The following is an 18,505-nucleotide window of genomic DNA, read 5'->3' as shown; positions in this document are numbered from 1 at the left end:
TTTAGGGGGTGCAACTTTTTTAAGTTATTATTAGGTTGTACTTACAAGGCTGATAATGAGGTCGCAAGTGTGTTATTATTGTTGAGATTTGCCAAATGTTCCCAACTCGTGAGCAGTTTTGCAATCCGGTTGCGCCGTGGCCGAGCGTAGTGCTTTAAACGGGTAGTATCGACCAGACCCAACATAGTAGCTACGTCGTCCGCTGGTATCAGCATTTCATTTAGGGCCATATCTGCAAACGTTTTGCGGGCTATCTTAGTAGATAGGTTCATAGGCAAATCAACAAAGGCAGCGATTACTTTTAATGAATCATTCCGTTTCTGGTTCGACTTGGCCGGAAGATTCTCTAAATTTCCATCGTACTTTTCAAGCAGTGCCACGGCGGGCTCTAGCAGTTTGAGAAAAAACTGTTTTTTCGTCTTTAATCGGTAGCCGGTTAGCCAGCAATTCCCTTGCGTGTCTGTTTCAATTTGAAACTCTTTACTGGTATAGTCGCAATGGTGCATACCCGTAAAGCAGTTGAAAACAAAAGCATCTCGCTCTTTATCCAAAGCGGTAGCCATCGACAAGTTAATTTTCTTGGCATTGGCCAGGGCGAAAAAATCAAAATCAATTAATTTCTGTAGTTGCTCAATTGTTAGGTGTGTCGTGTCGGGTTCTTCTTCGCAAGATTCTACTCGATAGGTTGCCAGTGGGTTTTTAACGATCATTCCCCGACTATCAGCCCATTTCAAAACCTGCTTTATATATTTCAAATGGTTCTCGATGTGACTATCTGCAAACTTCTCTCTTTCAGCTAGATATATAGCCAAATCGTCCATAAATTCGTGTTTTAGGTTTGCCGCTGGTAGCTTGTCCTGGCGTTTTGCTCGCAAGTAATCGGCTACGTTAGCCGCGTAGTTTGATTGTACTACCAGGGTGGACTTAGTGATTTTTTTGAGCTTGTTCCTTTTTTCCTGGTAAATACAATACGCAGTGCATAGTTCGACCAAAGAGTAGACATTTCGACCGCTTTTACTGTCAACTTGCCCACCCCTTAGCCGCTTCTTATTACAAAAATGATTCTTAATTAGAGAGAGAGTAACAACTTCATTGTTCTTTTCTAAATCCTCTATTAGCTTTTCAATGCGTTGCTCCAGTAGTTTGAGCTTCTTATTTTGCTCTTGTGCCCATACCGATTTTCCTTTAAACGTTTGGTTTTCGGCATCCCATTGGGATTTGTAACATTCAATATGAGTTGAGCCAAGTGCGTCGCGTTCGGTATTGTACGTAACGCGCATTTGAATAAATCCCTTTGGGTCGGCTGTATCGGTGTGTAACTGTTTTCCATTTTGTTGTACTTTGTTTACGGTAGATTTGCGAAACCAGAAAAGAACGCACATTCTATTTATGTTGTACATAAAAGCGATTGTGCACCCCCTGGAGCAATCGCTTACATTAATTATGCCTTATGTAACCTGATGCCAAAACGTAACCTCACACGTAAGCCAATCAAATCGGCATACGTTGCGAGTAAAGGCGGTAAAATGTGCGATTAAACAAAAAAGCCGCATTTTGGTAATGCGGCTCGGTGAGAATCAAACGACTAAAAATGTTTGCGGCAGAGAGCGAGGGATTCGAACCCCCGGTACCCTTGCGAGTACTTCTGATTTCGAATCAGACCCGTTCGACCACTCCGGCAGCTCTCTTCGACTTTGGGACTGCAAAAATGGGCGATTGGAATTAATAACGCAAGATTTCTGATTAAAAAGTTTTTGGACTAAGCAACAAAATCACTTATCTCTCCACAGATCGGCTGAGCAAGTAATGTGCGTAGACGTGTAGCTGAAACCGAATCCTGTACTCTTTCACGGCCAAGTAACACCATAAGTTTAGTTATAGCAGCCTCAAACGTGATGTCGGAACCACTAACAACGCCTATTTGCAGTAAACGCATACTGGTCTGATATTGGCCCTGGGTAACACGACCGCCCTGACATTGCGATACGTTAAAAATTACCATGCCTCTGTCAATGGCTGCCTTTAGCGTATCCAGAAGCCACGTATCGGTAGGAGCGTTGCCAGCACCAAAGGTTTCCAGAACAATACCGCGTAAACCGGGAGTATTAAGTATCGATTCTACAATTGGTTGTGTGATACCCGGAAAAAGCTTCAGGACTGCTACGTTTGGATCAAGAACGGTATAAATACTTAATTCCTGATCCGGTTGATAGGCTTGAATAAATGGGCGATTATAATCGATACTAACGCCTGCTGTGGCCAGATGGGGATAATTTTCAGAGACAAAGGCATTAAACTGGACACTTTCCCGTTTGGAAGATCGGTTGCCGCGAAGTAATAATGAATTAAAATACACACAAACCTCAGGAACCATCGGACGAGGGTTGGCGTATTCATCTATTTCAGTGACTGTAAAATCCAGGGCAGCCGCAATTTCAAGTGCAGTCAGAAAATTTTCGCGGGCATCACTTCGGGCAACACCAATAGGTAACTGTGCTCCGGTTAAGATTACCGGTTTATTTAGCCCAACCAGCATAAAACTCAGTGCAGAGGCTGTATATGCCATTGTATCGGTGCCGTGCAGAATAACAAAACTATCGTAATGGGCATAATTATCCTGAATAATATGCGCCAGTTCGATCCATACCTCAGGCTTCATATTCGATGAATCGATGATCGTTTCTAACGTTAACATCGAAATATCGAAATCGAGTCGTTGGAGTTCGGGTAGTCGATCAAGAACACGCTCGAAATCGAAAGGTACTAACTGACCCGCTTGCTGATCATACACCATTCCGAACGTACCGCCCGTATAGATCACTAATACGGAAGCTTGAGGTTTGTTCGACGAACGGGGTTTGATGTGAATGGTTTTATATGTCATTTTGACGTAGTAAATGGATTGTCAAACATTGGTGTAATCGACAATGTGACAATGAACTCGGATTTTAAGGAAGTAAATTTGAATATAACATTGGTAAAAGTGACATCGCATTAGCTGTTGTATGGCGTGCTACGTCGTCGATGTGGACTTGTTTGAGATCGGCTATTCGCTGGGCAATTAGCTGTATATAAGCAGGCTCGTTACGTTTCCCCCGATAGGGAGCAGGAGCCAGATAAGGAGCATCTGTTTCCAAAACGAGATGCTCAAGACCGACGTGTGGCAACACTTTATCTAAACCGCCATTTTTAAACGTAACAACGCCACCAATCCCTAATTTAAACCCCATATCGATGGCTCGATTGGCTTCATCCAGTGTACCGACGAAACAATGAAAAATGCCTGTCAAATTCGGCAAAGAAAGTTTTTCGATTAAATCGGCCGATTCGGCAAAGGCGTTACGTTCGTGTCCTGAGCGGGTATGCATCGAAACAGGAAGTTGTTGTTGGGATGCCCAACGTAACTGCGTTTCAAAAGCGGTAAATTGCTGGTCAACAAAACTCATATCCCAATAAAAATCAAGGCCGATCTCGCCAACGGCCATAAAAGCATTACGATTTAGAGCTTCCTCAACTACAGCTAATTCTTCTTCGAATGTATCGTTCACATAAGCAGGGTGTAACCCCATCATTGGTAAACAGCGCTCAGGGTACTGATCGGCCAGGGCCATCATACCGGCTACGGTTTCGCGAGCGCAATTCGGCATCCATATCTGACTAATCTGCTGGTTTTCGGCATGTTGAAGCATTGCTTCCCGATCCTGAGCAAACTGATCATCATAAATATGAGCGTGTGTATCGATTAATGTCATTGTAAAATAGTTGTAGAGTTATAAAGTTGTAGGGTTATAAAGTACATAACATTATAACCCTACAACTTTATAACCTATAATCCCAAACTCACTTATAGCTTCGGCCTTTCCATTCAATTGCCGTTGGCAATACGTAGTAAATCACAGCCAATGGCCCGAAAATGAGTTGATATATGTCAAATAGCAACGCATAGGGTAATAAGCTGGTTCGGTCGAGTCTGCTCAGGCTGTATGAAATAACGGTTGTTTGCAGTAAGAGTCGGGCCAGATACAGGCCTATTGCCAGCCCAGGCGCAAACCAGCCTATCAGAAAAAGTAATGGGGCTATCAGATATTGACCCAATAATGAAAGCACCATCCAGAATGGCAACTGCATAGCTCCACGCATCCACCGTTTCCGTTGCCGGAAAAGTGCCTGAACGCTTGTTACGGGTTCTGTTGAGGCTAATACGTTCGGATTGAGCAGGTTGCGAAAGTTATATCCTTTAGAAACGATTGACTTAAACAGGGTATAGTCTTCAACAACTGAAAAGGGGAGTGACTCGTAGCCACCAACGGCCTTATACGCTACCCGACTCACCGCCATATTGTTCCCCATAGCGGTTACTGGAATGCCTAAACTGCTGATAATGTGGGTTAATGTCAGATTATATAACCAGTCGATTGTTTGTAGTCGTGAGAGTATTCCGAAGCCCTCGGGTAACGTAATGCCCGTAACAATACCCGTTTGTGCCGTTAATTGGCGGCTCATTTCGGTTAACCAATCGGTAGGAACCTGTGTGTCGGCGTCTGTAAAAAATAGCAATTGGCCTCGGGCACGATGGGCCAATTGGGCCAGTACGTTTGCTTTTCCTTGTAACCCTCTTAAAGTAGACGTAACGTCGATCAAATGATACGTCGGTTTGTCAGAGATGAAATCAGATATTAGTTGCCGGGTCTGATCGGTTGACTGGTCGTTGCCAATGAGCACTTCAACTGTACCGGGAACGTAGTGAAGAAGGTCTATGGCTCGTAAACAGTTCAATATAGAAGCTTCCTCGTTTCGGGCGGCAATTAAAATGCTTACGACGGGTAAAGATTCAGTAACCGGCATAAATTGGCTGCGGAACGGCTCTGAACGAAAAGCCTCTTTCGGCGAAGTGGGCAAGCATACGAGGCAGAACGTAGCGCATGGTAGGCCAGGCTTTCAGGCTGTCGTGAAAGACCACAATAGAACCCGGTTCGGTATATTGAATGGTTTTGCGAAGGCAGCTTTCGGCAGGTAAAGACTGGTCAAAATCACCACTCAGTACGTCCCACATCACAATCGAATATGACTCCATAACCTCGGCTACCTGCGACTTTCGAATCCGGCCATAAGGCGGGCGAAATAAGTCTGTTTCAACGCCTAATTCCTGCTGGCATTTTTGGATATTTTCCAGATACGTAGCATCGTCGGTACGCCAGCCATTGAGGTGATTGAACGTATGGTTACCAACCATGTGTCCGGCCTCAAGCACTTTGTACAGGACATCCCGATGTTTACGGACATTATCGCCAATGCAGAAGAACGTAGCCTGAGCCGCAAATTTATCCAACTGTTCCAGAACGAATTCGGTTACGTCGGGAATCGGACCATCATCGAAGGTCAGATAAATCGTAGGATCGGAATTATCCTCTATTTTCCACCAGCATTCAGGATATACCGTTCTAAGCAGAAAGTTAGATTTATGAAGAAATAAGCCCAAAATAATGTATGATATAGGATGTGTGGTATATGATATACGTTGCTGACTCGGTTAATAAGTCATACATCTTATATCCTACACCATAGATCAGTTAAGTTTTCTTCCCTTCCAGGTGTATCCTTTTCCTTGAGCGGCCAGCCCGAAAAATAGGACGTAAAATGGGTAAATAAGTTGCGTCAGCGGAATGAAAGCTACTGACGATTTTTTTTGTAAAAAAACAAGAACTTGCCGTAAAAACAAAAACTCTGGCAAAGCCTTCAACAGGATAACGACAAAGGCCGTTGTTCCGTTTAAAAATTCGAGCCAATAGCCTAGTATTGCTGCCAACGGCATCGCATTACTTAAAAAAATAAAAATGGCCAGCATGGAGGGCAACACACTCGTATAAGCTCTCCATTTGCTGGCCCAACGTTTCCGCTGGTTATAAAATGCCTGCCACGAACGGTGCGCCCCGGTTTGCACAATCGCATCGGCACTTTTCATGAACTGGATCTGATCAGGATAGCGAGCTGCAATCTTGTGCATCAGAAACTCATCGTCGCCCGACGCTAGATGATCAACACCGGCAAAGCCGCCGACCTCCGTAAATACTTCCTTTACGTAGCAAAGATTCGCACCGTTGCACATGGTTGGAAAACCGAGCGCCATTGTGCAGGCACCTGAACCAATCAGGCTGGCGAACTCAACTGTTTGTAAGGAGTCAAAAACGCTACGTTCGGTTGTAAAGGTTACCGGGCCCGATATCAATTTTGCGCCAGTTTGTTGATAAGACGTAGCAAATGATGCCAGCCAGTTGGCTCCAATGCGGCAATCGCCATCGGTTGTAATAATGAGTTCGCCGACTGCTAGTGCGATGCTTTGGGTTATTGCCCGTTTCTTGGGAGAAGCTGTTCGTTCATCTGACAAGGGCAGCGGACGTAGTGAAAAAGGCACCTGAGAAACGTATTGCTGAACAATCGACAACGTAGCGTCGGTAGAGGAATCGTCGGCCACAATCACCTCAAAATTCGCATACGTTTGCCGACTCAAATCCTGTAACAGATTCGCAATGTTTTCGGCTTCGTTTCGAACGGGAATAATTACGGTTATAAATGCCCCATTTTCTGAAAATGAATTTGTCGAAACAGAAGGAATCCGAAGCCAGGTAAGCCAGAGTATAAATGTGAAAAGTGCGTATAGACCACTTATGAAGAGCAGAAATAGCGTCATCGACTGATTTTTAGTTTCCAGACCCAAATCAGGCCGATTAATACGGGCGTCAGCAAATTGGCGACCCAGAGCGTAAGTGTTGCAGTCAGCAAGATAGGAGCGGGGATGTCGAACGGCGAAAATACCCATAGGGCAGCCGCTTCCCGAACACCCAAATCACTCAATAAATTGAATGCTGGCGTTATGGTTTTTACCAGAAATACAACCCCAATTCCTGATGCTGCTACGTTTAAAGGTAAATCTATACCTGTAAGTCGCATTGCCAGATAAAACTGTACTGAAAAAATGACGTAGCGAATAGCAGCCATACTTAACGCCTGAATGATTTCGGTATCGGAATATAAACCTGCTACGTTCCAGTACTCCGAAAATCGTTTAAATCTAGTTCGATTTTCGAGCCAGCGCACCAACTGTCTACGTAGTAAACCAAACAGAATACCGCCCATTGATAACGTAATGAGTACGGCCAACAACCAATTACTGGCCGAATTGCTACGTTCGGGAGCCGCCTTTAGGTAATAACCCCAGGCTATTGTTCCGAATACGAGTGCTACGTAAAATTGCATGCCCCCCGAAACCATAGAAGCGCCTATTGCTTTGGCTCGATTCGTACGTAATGAAAGCACACGTCCGGCCGTATCGCCTAGTTGCGCGGGTAGGGCAAAACCCAGCGAGACCCCTACCAAAACCCCCCGATACGCTTCTTTAAACGTAGTGTTTTCGATCCTACGTAGTAAAATCTGCCACTTCAACGCTTCGAAGCCCCAGTTTATGGGCGTCAGTAAAAAAAGACCAATAAACCAGCGTTCGGGATAACGAACAGAACGTAGTAAAGCTGCCACGAGATGCCAGTCGACGTATTGTTGACGGATTACGTAGCCAATGTAGAGAACAAGGCCAGCAAAAACGGCTGTTTTTGCCCAGAAAATGAATTTTTTGCCCGATAGTAGCGACAAAACAATGGGAGAACACGTTACTTTGTAAGAAATCTTTACGACCCAACTCCATGATTATTGCTCCAAAGCCATCCGAACAACAACCCGAGAAAATTATCCTCGGCGTAGATCCCGGCACCCAGATCGCCGGCTATGGCGTTATCTCGGTGAAAGCAGGGGTTATGCGCATGATGCAGTATGGAGTAGTTGAGTTGAACAAATATACGACCTACCAACTGAAGCTCCAGAAACTCTACGATACCATTCTGCGGCTCATCGACGAATGTCACCCCGACGAGATGTCGATTGAGGACCCATTTTTTGGGAAAAATGTGCAGGCTATGCTCAAATTAGGTCGGGCACAGGGTGTGGTAATGGCGGCTGCCTTATCGCGGAATATTCCAATTGTTGAGTATGCCCCCCGGCGTATCAAACAGTCGGTAACGGGCAACGGAAATGCCTCGAAGGAGCAGGTTTCGCAGATGGTGAGTCATTTGTTGCGTGAAGAACTGGACCCTAAATATTTCGATGCAACTGATGCGCTGGCTATAGCTATATGCCATCATTTTCACGAAAATGCATTGCCTACTGTTTCCGGTAAAAAGACGAAAAAAGGGGCATGGGGTGCGTTTGTGAGCGAAAATTCAAATCGGATTATGTAGCAATTGACCGACACATTTGCCCGGTTAATCCCAATTTTCGGTGGCTCTGTACTCGGTTCGCCGATTGCGCTGTAATTTCCCGGCATGACAAAGCGGCTTTCGACCATTGCCATTCATGTGTTTGGCTGTCTGACGTTTCTGGCGTTGCCTTATCTTTTTTCGTCGGATGGTTTCTCCAAACTGGCAGAACTTCCTTACAATCCACACGAACGACGTAACGTAGTGTCGTACCTGATTACGATTGTTTTCTTTTACCTCAATTACTACGTCCTCATTCCCAGATTATATTTCAACCGTCGCTACGTTCTTTATGGTGTATGTGCGGTAAGTTGTTTTCTGTTTATTGAAAGTGTATTGGTGATCATTAATCGGGAGGCACCTCACCCGTTTAGAGAAAACCGGTTTCGCCCGCCTAAACAGAATGATGTTGAACGACCATTTTCAGGCGAAAATCGACGTTTTCCGCCACCAGACAATTCTCGATTGCCGTGGCCTCCACCCGACCGCTCGGGGTTTCCACCCGAAATAAGTCAGACGTTTTTTCTGACAGTGGCTGGTTTATTACTGGCGCTAGCTATTCGAGTAAACAACCGACTTCGCGAAACCGAACGCGAAAAAATTGAAACTGAACTTTCGTACCTGAAAGCACAGATTAATCCGCATTTTCTGTTCAATACGTTGAATAGCATTTATGCACTGGCAATCATTGATTCGCCACCAGCCGCCGATGCCATTGTGAAACTATCGTCGTTTCTGCGCTACGTTATTCAGGATTCGCAGAAAAATCGGGTTTCGCTGGCTAATGAACTGGATTACATCAGCCACTACGTAGCATTGCAAAAACTGAGAATAGATGATTCCGTGAAAATAGAATTTACGGTAACTGGTCAGCCCAATGGGAAACTTATTGCACCGTTACTTCTGATTTCGTTTATTGAAAATGCATTTAAATACGGAGTCAGTCCCGAAGAATCCTCCGAAATTCTGATTCGAATAACCATTGGCGAGACGAATCTACAATGCTACGTATTCAACCGAAAAGTGCATGTTTTTCAGCCAATGGCCGTTGCCAGCGGGATAGGGCTTACGAATACCAAAGCTCGACTAAACTTGTTATATCCGAACCTGCATCGGCTGGAGATTAGCGACAAACCCGATAGTTTTACCGTCGATTTAGCCATTACGTTGTCATGATACGTGCCATCGCTTTAGATGATGAACCACCGGCACTACGTGTGCTGACGCATTTTTGTCAGCAGGTCGAATTCATTGACCTGCAAAAAACCTTTACCCGTACCGACGAAGCGCTACGTTATCTGGAGCAGTTTCCGGTCGATTTGTTGTTCCTGGACATTAACATGCCGTCTGTGTCGGGAATTGATTTTTATAAGTCTTTGACCGATAATGCGAAACGCGAAGAAAAGCAACCGTTGATGGTGATTTTTACGACTGCCTACGCAGAATATGCTGTGGAAGGGTTTACACTCAGTGCCGTTGATTACCTGCTGAAGCCTTTCATGTTCGACCGATTTTTGCAATCGGTGAACAAAGCCAATGACTATTACCGATGGCAGCGTTCGGAAAGTAAGAGCGAAGCTTATCTCTACGTTCGGGCTGATTACACGCTTCACAAAATCGCGCTCAAAGATATTGTACTGATTGAGGGACTGGATGATTACCTGAAAATTCACCTGCAAGCCGGAAATCAAGCCGACGTAGCAAGGCCGATTGTGGCCCGTATGACCATGAAAGCGATGCTGGAGCGATTACCTGCGTCTGATTTTATTCGGGTGCATCGGTCATTTATAGTTCCGCTAAATCGTATTGACGCTGTACGTAATAAAACCATCTTTATGGACGGCCGGGAAATACCAATTGGAGCTAGTTATGAGGCTGATTTTCAGAGCCGTTTTAGCCGATGAATACGTAGTTTTTTAATTGTGATACATGAATTCACTACCCCGGAAACATGACGTTTTCGGGGTGTTTTTTTCAGGAACCGCCCGGAATCGATTTACCGACACAATCCGGTCATTTACCTACAAGTAGCTTGCGGATGCAACGAAACACGTGTTGCCAGCGATAATAAGAGTAAACAACTACAACGTATTTACAAGCAACATTCAACTATGTTAGGTCTGGGAGCTTCCGAAATTGTCCTGATTATCTGTGTACTACTTCTGTTTTTCGGCGCAAAAAAACTGCCCGAACTGGCGCGTGGTCTGGGGCAGGGCATCCGTGAGTTTAAGGATGCAACTAACGATGTAAAAGCCTCAATTGACGAGGTGTCGATCAATAAATGATTGAAAAAACGGAATGCCCACTCTATTAACCCAATTTATTTTCTCTACTACAATTGATTCATAAACATGGAACGTAACGAATTTTTGAAACGCGGATTTGGCAGTTTACTCGGTATTGCGGCCGTTGCTCCACTGATTGGTGGCTGCTCAAAAACCGAAGTTGACCCAACTACTACTACCGGTACGGGCACCAGCACCTCAACAGGCTCAACCAATGGTAGCTCGGCCAGTAACTGTACTGTTACCAACACCGAAACCGAAGGGCCTTTCCCGACGAAGAACCCAGCCAGCTACGTTCGGAAAGATATTACCGATGGCCAAACGGGCGTAGCGTTTACAATGAACATCACCATTAAAAATGCCAATAGTAGCTGTGCTGCACTGGCCGGTGCGTTGGTAGATGTCTGGCATTGCGATAAGTCTGGTAACTATTCGGAATACGGCGGAACGGGTATGCAAAGCACCAACTATACCAGCGTCCACTTCCTGCGTGGTCGTCAGACCACCGATGCAAATGGGCTGGTGTCGTTTACGTCGATTTTCCCCGGTTGGTATTCGGGTCGTGCTCCACACGTTCACGTACACATCTACAACGCATTGGGCAAATCATTGCTGGTAACCCAGATTGCTTTTCCGTATGATATTTGTAACACGGTTTACACCACTGGCCAGTCGTACGGTTATACGAAAGGAGCGCAGGATACGCTAAACGAACGAGATAACGTATTTAGCGATGGTTATACCAACGAATTAGCCACCGTATCGGGCAGCTTGTCGGGCGGATATACGCTCACACACACAATTGTGGTCAACGGATAAACTGACAAAGCTATGCGCCTTATTCACCTGAGTTATCGCAAAATCATCGATGCATCTTCGCAGAAACTGTGGGATAAGTATGTGTTCGAAGATACCTACATGGAGTTTTATATGCAGGCACAATTCTATAATCAGGAGAATAAATTCACTACGTTTCAGGAGTTGCTCGATAACGTACCCAATGCCGACCGGCTTCATTTTCAGACCAGTACGGCCGCCATTGGGTACATTCGACAACTACAGGGGCAAATACCTGACGTGTTGAATACGTCGGGTAAATTATGCCTGCCGTTTACGCAGTTCAAGTTCGAAATTATTCATTCGCACCTGACCGACAAACTGGCTCACAAAATTGCCATCCTCTTTTACAGCGAGCCCGTTACCTGGATCGATACCATTGGCGATATGTTGCTCATTGCTTATGGCGATCAGTGTGAAGCATTCCAACAAGGGCAAAAGCGGTTGATACAGATATGATTAAGTTGCAACCTTACCTGAGCATTGCCTCGGTTCAGAACGTAGCAGTACCTGATCTCCAGCAAGTTTCTCTTTAGTTTATGGATACCCAGACAGAAGCCCAGATTTATTTATCCGATCAGCGAGGCCATTCAGAAGTTGATTTTTTTAGGAGCTATCACGAATTCAATTTCGGGCGTTACGTTGCTGATAGCCGGGAGCCGTTTGGGCCGCTACAGGTTCTGAACGACAATACGTTACAGGCCGGACGTAGCATCAGCATGACGGTTGAACAAAATACCGAAGTGATCATTCTGCCGATTGTGGGTGGGTTGGCGTATCGGACTTCTTTGGGTGCAGGTTTTCTGGAAGCAGGCCAGGCGCAGGTTTTCGGATTGGCTGCGGGTATGACTTACGAAATCAGTAACCCCTACGAAACAGAATTGATCAATTATGTCGAAATCTGGCTCACGAGCGATGCTACGCATTTTGAGCCTAAAATCAACCAGATAGAATTCGATTTATCGACCCAAAACAAACTCGTTCTTTTTGCTGCTAGGACGCAGCACTACGTAACGGATGAAGCTTCTTTTCAGGCTTATATTGGCCGATATGATGGCCGGGCGGAGGAAATCTACCAACTAAAATCGGCCGCGAATGGTGCATTTGTTTTTGTGCTGAGTGGTGCTTTTGAAGCGCAGAACCGATTGCTCCATGAGCGCGACGGATTAGCCTTGTCTACCTTACAAAATCAGCAGATTGATTTTGAAGCCTTATCGAATAATGCGATTTTGCTGCTGCTGGAGATTCCGATGAATCCGGTAATTGCCTGATCTTACATTTGGTAATTGAGCTGGTACTGAATGGCTCCATTGATGCGATAAATAGATAGTACGCAAGTCGATGAAATAGCTTTACCATCATTAATAGCGGCTTTCCAGTTTAGTTTTTCGGGTGTCCACTCGGGCATATTTCGAATAACCTGCTGAACGTAGTTGCGAACCGTTTCTACTTGCCCCTGTGCCGCTGATGTCGCTCTGACATCAACATAGACCCGAATAATCTGTCCGATTTCGTTGATCAGTAACGTAGCCATTACGTTTCGGACCTGTTCGCCGTCGAGAACGGGTTCCAGTTTTTGTTTGAGGTACGTCTGAAGGTCTTTTGTTTTGCCCAGAAATTTAGCTGCCTGATAAAAGGGCTCACATTTCTGCTCGTGTCCATCGGTGGCAAAGCATTTGCTTTTGGCTAATCGCCCATGTCGGTAAAATTCACGCCGTTTGATGGCACCATCTTCATAAAAGACCATAAACGGCCCCTGTAACAGATTTTCTTTATACTCGCAGGTTACATAAACCTGTCCCGATGGGTACATGATTTTTGTTGGGCCATGATGCTGAATGCGACTTAAACTGTCGAGTTGAAAGCCATTGGACAGAGTTTTGGGCAGTAGGGAGTACGAATCGATGCGAAACAAGGTTCCGTTTTTGTGAAATATCCGAACCGTGAAATGATCGTTGTGCTTACCGAAGTAAAGAATTTCTTCGTTGTAGTCGGTATGAGAACGACGTTCTACATTGCCGGGCGTATGACGTAGCGTGTCGGAAGGCGCAGCGGCTTTGGCTGACTGAAAAATCAGCAGACCAACTATCAGAAAGTAGACAATGTTCATCAGTTTGTTGTTTCGTTGAGTGATCGCTGTGGCTTACTCAAAAATAAGCAATCGGGACAACCAGTGTTACTATAAACTGGTTAAATTTTTAAGTCTACTCATCTGATTGTAGTTTGCCTTCTATGACCGTTTTTCAACATACATTCCGACTACCTGCCTATCCGCGTGGTTTCCATCTGATTACCCGGATTATTGAACGCGAATTGGCCGAATTGGAGCAAATTCGTGTGGGAGTCTTACAGGTATTTATTCAGCACACCTCGGCCAGCCTGACCATCAATGAAAATGCCGACCCGACCGTTCGTGGTGATTTTGAGCGATTTTTCAACAAAGCTGTACCCGAAAACGAACCCTATTTTCAGCATGATTACGAAGGCTCCGACGATATGCCCGCGCATCTGAAAGCCGCGATGTTAGGGCATTCCGTAACCATACCCATCACAAACGGCCAGTTGAATCTTGGAACATGGCAGGGCATCTACCTCGGCGAACACCGCAACGACGGCGGCCGCCGAACCCTGGTTTTAACGGCCTGGGGTGAGATTGATAATGAATAATGAAAAAGATTCTGAAAAACATTATACATTATCTCGTTTCAACAACCGCCAAACATCGTCAATACTGGTAACGGGAAGTTGGCAGGCCCGGTTATAGCAGACGTATACCGCTGTTTTTCCGTCGATTGTGCTACGTTGCTGGAGTAGCGGTAAATCGCTCTTGTCGGTGGTGCCAACGAGTACTTTATTTGGGTAATACGTAGCATCGATTTCGGTTCGATACGTATCGGCTGCTGGGCCGACAATGGCAATTTCGGCGGTAGGACGGGCACGTAGCGCAAATTGCGACGCCCAGTTGGTCAGGAAATCGGCATTTTGCTGAACCAATGGTTGTAGCTGGCCCAACATCTGATCAGCTCGTTCAGCGTATTCAGGACGTTCGAGAAGCAGGCTTAGCGTGTATAAATTCTCGGCCATCATCGAATTTGACGATGGTATTACGTTATCAAACAGTTCTTTCCGACGAGCGATAAGTTCTTCTCCGTTTTTATCGGTAAAGAAAAACAGTGGATCAGTACCGTTGTCGGTTTGCCGTGTATCGGAAAAATTGGCTAGTACGTACTGTGTTAGCTGGTCGGCTTCGGTGAGCCAGCTTTCCGTAAAAGTGGCCTGATAAAGAGCCAGCAATCCATCAATTACGGCGGCATAATCTTCAAGAAAACCAGCCTGACGAGCACGGCCTGATTTGTAGGAATGCCAAAGCCGACCATTGCGACTGTCGCGCATTTTTTTCAGCAGGAAAAACGCAAGGCGGAGAGCCAGTGTTAAGAAATCCGGTTCGCCAAAAACACGATAAGCCGTAACCAGTCCTTTCAGCATCAGACCGTTCCATGAACAAAGGATTTTGTCGTCAAGCCCCGGACGTATCCGTTCGTTACGTACCCGAAGCAGGCGCGTATGCGTAGCATCGAGCCGAACATTCAGATCTTCCAACGACCAGCCCATTCGTTCGGCAAACGCTTCGTCGGGTTCAATACGATGCAAGATATTACGCCCATGTTCCCAGTTACCTTTGTCGGTAAGATGGTAAAGGCTGGCAAACCATTCGTAATCGTCGCCCAGAATTTCCTGTAGTTCGGGCGTAGTGAACGTATAAAATTTACCTTCAACGCCTTCGCTATCAGCATCGAGTGCCGAGTAAAATCCACCTTCAGGACTTAGCAATTCACGCTGAGTAAACCCAATCGTCTGGTAAACAATGTGTTTGTAGAGTGGACTTTTGGTTAGGCTATACGCTTCGGCATACAGTGTGAGCAACTGACCGTTGTCGTACAGCATTTTCTCGAAGTGGGGCGCAAACCAGTCGCCATCGGTTGAGTAACGGGCAAAACCACCGCCTAGCTGGTCGTAAATGCCGCCCAGCGCCATCCGGTCAAGAGTTATTTTAACTTGTTGGAGTGCCCGTTCCGACGTAGCAGATTCATTGCCCATTGCAGCATGATAACGTAGCAGAAAACGCCAGATGCTCGGCATCGGAAATTTCGGCGAACGTAGCATACCACCTTTATCGGCATCGGCTTTGACCAGTACCTTACGATAAAGCTCATCGAGTGATTCAGGTGCAAAAAGTGGATCGGTTGTTGTCAATCCATACCGCTCTGAATCCGTAATATTGAGTTCTGTGGCAAAGCCTTCCGCCGATTTTGCGAGATCGTCGTGATGTTCGACGAAAGCATTCTGGATACTATCGAGGAGGTTTAGCCAGTTTTTTGTGGGTAGATACGTAACGCCATAAAACGGCTTGGCGTCGGGCATCAGAAATACGTTGAGCGGCCACCCACCCTGTACGCCCATAGCCTGCACAGCATCCATATAAATTGCATCAACATCGGGCCGTTCTTCCCGATCAACCTTAATGCAAATGAAGTGCTCGTTCATCACTTGTGCTACGTTCTCCTTTTCGAACGATTCGTGCTCCATGACGTGGCACCAGTGGCAGGCCGAATAGCCAATACTGACCAAAATAGGTTTATTTTCGTCGATCGCCCGGTTCAAGGCTTCCTCACCCCACGGATACCAATCGACGGGGTTGCTGGCGTGTTGAAGCAAATAAGGGCTGGTTTCGTATTGCAGTTGATTGGCCATGATCATTAATAGTCGTTAGACAAAAATTGTGGTCGGCTCTGACGGTAGTAACTAGCGACTAATCAGGATTTTTTTTGTCTGTGTTTCGCTGTCGCTTCGAATCTGAAGTACATACAATCCGGCGGGCAGACTTTCGATACGTAGCGTTTCCTGAATACTGCCAACCGATTTTCTAACCACAGCCTGCCCGGTTGTGTTCAGCAGAACAAGCTCGGTTGACCGTATGGGTTGTTTCTGAAAGGTTACGGTCAGCACTGTTTGTGCTGGGTTGGGAAACACCTTGGCATTGGCTAGAATAGGCTCGCTGGCTGTAATGGCGTTCATGTCGAAACGGCATAAATACACTTCACGCCCAGTTAATTCAATGCTACGTTGCCAGTTTTTGTAGCGCACAGTCAGACTTGTTTTCTGTCCATCGGCAGCATACGGATTCTGGGCCGCAATCAGGATTTGAGTTCCTTTAACAACGCCACGCCAAACGGGCAATTGCTTGTCCATCAGATCGCGAGCGGGTGTTTCAATGACCAACTCATACGTTCCCTGAAACATATCAGCAAAGCGCGACAACCGATACAAACCATGCGTAAAATGCTCGTAAGCTGCATAATTATCGGTGCGGGTTGGGGCCAGAGTAGGGTTTTCCCAGAGCCATAAACCGGCTGCTCCTGAGAAAAACGGAAAGATGGCGGTTGCTTCAGCCATAAACGGTTGCACAAAACTCAGGTAACTGCTTGATACGTCGTGATACCGCAGCCAGACCCAGGGTACAACGGGCTTAGTACTCCAGGCACGTTGAATTTCAACCTGAAACAGCAGATAAGCCAGATAATCCTGCGCTAAGGGATTGGGGTAATCGTAGTAATAATAAGCCGACGGTGAAAGCGCATCGAGCTGATTGTAGTAAGGGCCGCCAATGCTACGTCCGGTAGAGTCCTGCACCATATAATTGGTCAGATTCAGATTCGATTTCCAGTCGTTCCAGCTAAATGTCGGTACGTTCAGGTACGTATTCAGCACGGGCGTATCGGCGTAACTGGTAACACTAACACCCGTAAAATCGGCACGTTGCCGCATATACCGCATAGCTTCGGCGTAGAGATTGCGCATGTCCTTTTTGTAGGCAGCAACAAAATCAGCATCTGAAAGCCGTCGGTACGTTTCGGGAATGCGCGAGTCCTGTTTAATACGTAGTATTCGAGTATCGGTTTCCAGATGTCGTTCAATGTCCAGCGCAAATCGGTTCATCGGAATAACATAAAGTCCGTTTGCATTTTTCTCTCCGCCCGACAGTTCTAAAAGAAAACGATCCCATTTAACCCGAAAGGCGGTAAGGTCGTTGCCCCACGGACTTTCAATTGTTTCCCAGGGCTGATTTAAACCCGTTGCAACACCATAATAAACAACTGCCCGTTGTTGTGGTTTCACAAGCGAACCAAACTCGCTGGGTTGAACATCCGTTACATGACTAAAGCCGTGACGTAGCGGACTGGCCTGTGTGTCGGAAAAGCGAGGGCCGCCATAAATAACCGGAAAGGGTAGGGTAAAATCCGGAAATTTGTTCCACTCAATCTGATTGGGCTGGCTAACGGGTGTAAAGGTGAGCCGGTCGGCGCACTGCTGAGCTACCGTTATTGAGCCAGTTGTTACCCAAAAACCTAGGAAATACGTAACGAAAATGCCAAAAGAAACCCGCATTGTTTTTAATTTGGGTTAAAACTACAGAATTTTAAGGGCGTTGACCGTTTAACTGATAACGTAGTATATCAACAAATTGGTCCATCGGGCCGATTATTCCATCAAAATCAATTCGTTATGAATAAGCTTCGATTACTGATTGTGTTAACAATTTTCGTGAATGGCCTGATTGGTTGCAAGAAAGATGATGGTCCTATCACGGCTGACTCCCAATCAGATTTGTTGGTGGCCAATAACTGGCGAATGAAGCGGGTCTCCGACGTAGCAGGGCAGGAAATCAATCGGAGTCGTCTGAATTTAACCACACAGGTAGTTTTTGATCTGGATATGCAGTTTCGAAATAATGGAACCGTGCGGGCATTAGATCCTAAACAATCGAACTCGGTCATTAACGGAGGGTCCTGGAAACTTGCCGCCGACAATAAATCCATTGACGTAGATGTAACGGGTTTTAAAGGCAATTTTCCGATCATTCAACTGACACGTAGCAAATTCATCCTGCGTCAGCGTGCTCCAGTCGACGGGAAAGATACCGACATTAATCTGGAGTTTGATCCGGCTATATAACCGATGGGTACATTAACTTTATAAGCACGTAGCAGATGATATGTAGTGGGGCTATAAAAATTTTTA

At 45.9% G+C, this 18,505-nt stretch carries 19 protein-coding genes and 1 tRNA gene; 9 read left to right on the top strand and 11 right to left on the bottom strand.

The window, feature by feature from the left end:
• Positions 1-41 precede the first annotated feature (41 nt).
• The 8 genes from ACYVD4_RS08725 to ACYVD4_RS08690 all read right to left on the bottom strand — a co-directional run bounded on the left by ACYVD4_RS08725 (position 42) and on the right by ACYVD4_RS08690 (position 7,644).
• The gene (locus tag ACYVD4_RS08725; protein WP_460944491.1) at positions 42-1,382 is read right to left on the bottom strand and encodes a phage integrase SAM-like domain-containing protein; all 1,341 of its coding nucleotides are present in this window, start codon (positions 1,380-1,382) and stop codon (positions 42-44) included.
• 219 nt (positions 1,383-1,601) lie between these two features.
• Positions 1,602-1,688 (bottom strand) — tRNA-Ser (locus tag ACYVD4_RS08720).
• Between the two features lie 71 nt (positions 1,689-1,759).
• Positions 1,760-2,884, bottom strand: a complete 1,125-nt coding sequence (locus tag ACYVD4_RS08715; RefSeq protein WP_460944489.1) for an asparaginase — start codon at positions 2,882-2,884, stop codon at positions 1,760-1,762.
• Positions 2,885-2,948: 64 nt separating this feature from the next.
• On the bottom strand, positions 2,949-3,752 hold the full coding sequence (locus tag ACYVD4_RS08710; protein WP_460944486.1) for a TatD family hydrolase: 804 nt from the start codon (positions 3,750-3,752) through the stop codon (positions 2,949-2,951).
• Between the two features lie 88 nt (positions 3,753-3,840).
• Entirely contained in the window at positions 3,841-4,845 is a 1,005-nt protein-coding gene (locus tag ACYVD4_RS08705; protein WP_460944484.1) for a glycosyltransferase family 2 protein, read from the bottom strand.
• Positions 4,832-5,479: a polysaccharide deacetylase family protein gene (locus ACYVD4_RS08700; RefSeq protein ID WP_460944482.1), complete on the bottom strand. Its 648-nt coding sequence runs from the start codon at positions 5,477-5,479 to the stop codon at positions 4,832-4,834. The genes ACYVD4_RS08705 and ACYVD4_RS08700 overlap by 14 nt, the downstream gene beginning before the upstream one ends.
• An 87-nt stretch (positions 5,480-5,566) precedes the next feature.
• On the bottom strand, positions 5,567-6,688 hold the full coding sequence (locus ACYVD4_RS08695; RefSeq protein ID WP_460944480.1) for a glycosyltransferase: 1,122 nt from the start codon (positions 6,686-6,688) through the stop codon (positions 5,567-5,569).
• Positions 6,685-7,644: a lysylphosphatidylglycerol synthase domain-containing protein gene (locus ACYVD4_RS08690; protein ID WP_460944478.1), complete on the bottom strand. Its 960-nt coding sequence runs from the start codon at positions 7,642-7,644 to the stop codon at positions 6,685-6,687. Before ACYVD4_RS08690 ends, ACYVD4_RS08695 begins: the two co-directional genes overlap by 4 nt.
• Before the next feature lie 50 nt (positions 7,645-7,694).
• Between ACYVD4_RS08690 and ruvC the strand changes: the two genes are divergently transcribed.
• From ruvC to ACYVD4_RS08655, 7 genes are all read left to right on the top strand, one after another.
• Entirely contained in the window at positions 7,695-8,285 is a 591-nt protein-coding gene (gene ruvC / locus ACYVD4_RS08685) for a crossover junction endodeoxyribonuclease RuvC (protein WP_460944476.1), read from the top strand.
• An 84-nt stretch (positions 8,286-8,369) separates the two neighbouring features.
• A complete protein-coding gene (locus ACYVD4_RS08680) occupies positions 8,370-9,479 on the top strand; it encodes a sensor histidine kinase (RefSeq protein ID WP_460944474.1) in 1,110 nt (369 codons plus the stop codon).
• Positions 9,476-10,207, top strand: a complete 732-nt coding sequence (locus ACYVD4_RS08675; RefSeq protein ID WP_460944472.1) for a LytR/AlgR family response regulator transcription factor — start codon at positions 9,476-9,478, stop codon at positions 10,205-10,207. Before ACYVD4_RS08680 ends, ACYVD4_RS08675 begins: the two co-directional genes overlap by 4 nt.
• A 207-nt stretch (positions 10,208-10,414) precedes the next feature.
• The gene (locus ACYVD4_RS08670) at positions 10,415-10,588 is read left to right on the top strand and encodes a Sec-independent protein translocase subunit TatA/TatB (RefSeq protein WP_460944470.1); all 174 of its coding nucleotides are present in this window, start codon (positions 10,415-10,417) and stop codon (positions 10,586-10,588) included.
• A gap of 66 nt (positions 10,589-10,654) precedes the next feature.
• Positions 10,655-11,407 (top strand): dioxygenase family protein, encoded by a 753-nt coding sequence (locus tag ACYVD4_RS08665; protein ID WP_460944468.1) that lies wholly within the window; start codon positions 10,655-10,657, stop codon positions 11,405-11,407.
• A gap of 12 nt (positions 11,408-11,419) precedes the next feature.
• Positions 11,420-11,884 (top strand): hypothetical protein, encoded by a 465-nt coding sequence (locus tag ACYVD4_RS08660; RefSeq protein WP_460944466.1) that lies wholly within the window; start codon positions 11,420-11,422, stop codon positions 11,882-11,884.
• 80 nt (positions 11,885-11,964) lie between these two features.
• Positions 11,965-12,696 carry a pirin family protein gene (locus tag ACYVD4_RS08655; RefSeq protein ID WP_460944464.1) on the top strand — a complete coding sequence of 244 codons (732 nt, stop codon included), beginning with the start codon at positions 11,965-11,967 and terminating at the stop codon, positions 12,694-12,696.
• 2 nt (positions 12,697-12,698) lie between these two features.
• Here ACYVD4_RS08655 and ACYVD4_RS08650 read toward each other — a convergent pair whose 3' ends face one another.
• A complete protein-coding gene (locus ACYVD4_RS08650; protein ID WP_460944462.1) occupies positions 12,699-13,535 on the bottom strand; it encodes a toxin-antitoxin system YwqK family antitoxin in 837 nt (278 codons plus the stop codon).
• A gap of 122 nt (positions 13,536-13,657) precedes the next feature.
• Between ACYVD4_RS08650 and ACYVD4_RS08645 the strand changes: the two genes are divergently transcribed.
• Entirely contained in the window at positions 13,658-14,092 is a 435-nt protein-coding gene (locus ACYVD4_RS08645; RefSeq protein WP_460944460.1) for a secondary thiamine-phosphate synthase enzyme YjbQ, read from the top strand.
• Positions 14,093-14,113: 21 nt separating this feature from the next.
• Here ACYVD4_RS08645 and ACYVD4_RS08640 read toward each other — a convergent pair whose 3' ends face one another.
• A complete protein-coding gene (locus ACYVD4_RS08640) occupies positions 14,114-16,177 on the bottom strand; it encodes a thioredoxin domain-containing protein (protein WP_460944458.1) in 2,064 nt (687 codons plus the stop codon).
• 51 nt (positions 16,178-16,228) lie between these two features.
• Complete coding sequence (locus ACYVD4_RS08635; RefSeq protein WP_460944456.1) at positions 16,229-17,872, bottom strand: T9SS type A sorting domain-containing protein; 1,644 nt, start codon at positions 17,870-17,872, stop codon at positions 16,229-16,231.
• A 117-nt stretch (positions 17,873-17,989) separates the two neighbouring features.
• Between ACYVD4_RS08635 and ACYVD4_RS08630 the strand changes: the two genes are divergently transcribed.
• On the top strand, positions 17,990-18,439 hold the full coding sequence (locus tag ACYVD4_RS08630; protein WP_460944454.1) for a hypothetical protein: 450 nt from the start codon (positions 17,990-17,992) through the stop codon (positions 18,437-18,439).
• The last annotated feature ends 66 nt before the right edge of the window (positions 18,440-18,505 follow it).

This window comes from Spirosoma daeguense, assembly GCF_054776875.1.
The sequence above is the reverse complement of the archived record's forward strand: the minus strand, read 5'-3'. Positions and strand labels throughout refer to the sequence as shown.

Bases quoted from the DNA above. Each gene is read 5' to 3' on its own strand.
- ACYVD4_RS08640 (WP_460944458.1), bottom strand. From the start codon at position 16,177: ATGGCCAATCAACTGCAATACGAAACCAGCCCTTATTTGCTTCAACAC.
- ACYVD4_RS08725 (WP_460944491.1), bottom strand. From the start codon at position 1,382: ATGTGCGTTCTTTTCTGGTTTCGCAAATCTACCGTAAACAAAGTACAA.
- ACYVD4_RS08630 (WP_460944454.1), top strand. From the start codon at position 17,990: ATGAATAAGCTTCGATTACTGATTGTGTTAACAATTTTCGTGAATGGC.
- ACYVD4_RS08715 (WP_460944489.1), bottom strand. From the start codon at position 2,884: ATGACATATAAAACCATTCACATCAAACCCCGTTCGTCGAACAAACCT.
- ACYVD4_RS08710 (WP_460944486.1), bottom strand. From the start codon at position 3,752: ATGACATTAATCGATACACACGCTCATATTTATGATGATCAGTTTGCT.
- ACYVD4_RS08675 (WP_460944472.1), top strand. From the start codon at position 9,476: ATGATACGTGCCATCGCTTTAGATGATGAACCACCGGCACTACGTGTG.
- ACYVD4_RS08705 (WP_460944484.1), bottom strand. From the start codon at position 4,845: ATGCCGGTTACTGAATCTTTACCCGTCGTAAGCATTTTAATTGCCGCC.
- ACYVD4_RS08645 (WP_460944460.1), top strand. From the start codon at position 13,658: ATGACCGTTTTTCAACATACATTCCGACTACCTGCCTATCCGCGTGGT.
- ACYVD4_RS08635 (WP_460944456.1), bottom strand. From the start codon at position 17,872: ATGCGGGTTTCTTTTGGCATTTTCGTTACGTATTTCCTAGGTTTTTGG.
- ACYVD4_RS08655 (WP_460944464.1), top strand. From the start codon at position 11,965: ATGGATACCCAGACAGAAGCCCAGATTTATTTATCCGATCAGCGAGGC.
- ACYVD4_RS08695 (WP_460944480.1), bottom strand. From the start codon at position 6,688: ATGACGCTATTTCTGCTCTTCATAAGTGGTCTATACGCACTTTTCACA.
- ACYVD4_RS08660 (WP_460944466.1), top strand. From the start codon at position 11,420: ATGCGCCTTATTCACCTGAGTTATCGCAAAATCATCGATGCATCTTCG.
- ACYVD4_RS08665 (WP_460944468.1), top strand. From the start codon at position 10,655: ATGGAACGTAACGAATTTTTGAAACGCGGATTTGGCAGTTTACTCGGT.
- ACYVD4_RS08680 (WP_460944474.1), top strand. From the start codon at position 8,370: ATGACAAAGCGGCTTTCGACCATTGCCATTCATGTGTTTGGCTGTCTG.
- ACYVD4_RS08650 (WP_460944462.1), bottom strand. From the start codon at position 13,535: ATGAACATTGTCTACTTTCTGATAGTTGGTCTGCTGATTTTTCAGTCA.
- ruvC (WP_460944476.1), top strand. From the start codon at position 7,695: ATGATTATTGCTCCAAAGCCATCCGAACAACAACCCGAGAAAATTATC.
- ACYVD4_RS08670 (WP_460944470.1), top strand. From the start codon at position 10,415: ATGTTAGGTCTGGGAGCTTCCGAAATTGTCCTGATTATCTGTGTACTA.